General features: G+C 64.6%; 1 pseudogene. It reads left to right on the forward strand.

Annotation, left to right across the window (positions count from 1 at the left end):
* Positions 1 to 347, forward strand: a pseudogene (locus AC1DQM_RS29990) (hypothetical protein); the annotation flags it as partial.

Genomic DNA, 347 nt, shown 5'->3' on the forward strand with positions numbered 1-347 from the left:
ACATCAGCTACACCTCGACCCTGGCCAGCAGCACCGTCGATCTCAGTCAAAGCAACCTGCTGAACGTCGAAGATGTCACCGTCACCGGCCTCGGTGCCTTCACCGTGATCGGCAACGACCTGAACAACACCCTGCTCGGCAACGCCTACAACAACACCCTGCAAGGCGGGGCCGGCAATGACTGGCTGGATGGCGGCGCCGGCGCCGACACCCTCAGCGGCGGCAGYGGCGACGACACCTACGTCATCGACAACGCCACCGACAAGGTCACTGAGCTCGCCGACGAAGGCCGCGACCTGATCCGCACGRCGGTGAGCTACACCCTCTCGGCCAACGTCGAAGACGGC

The organism is Pseudomonas sp. 01L34, from assembly GCF_056400265.1.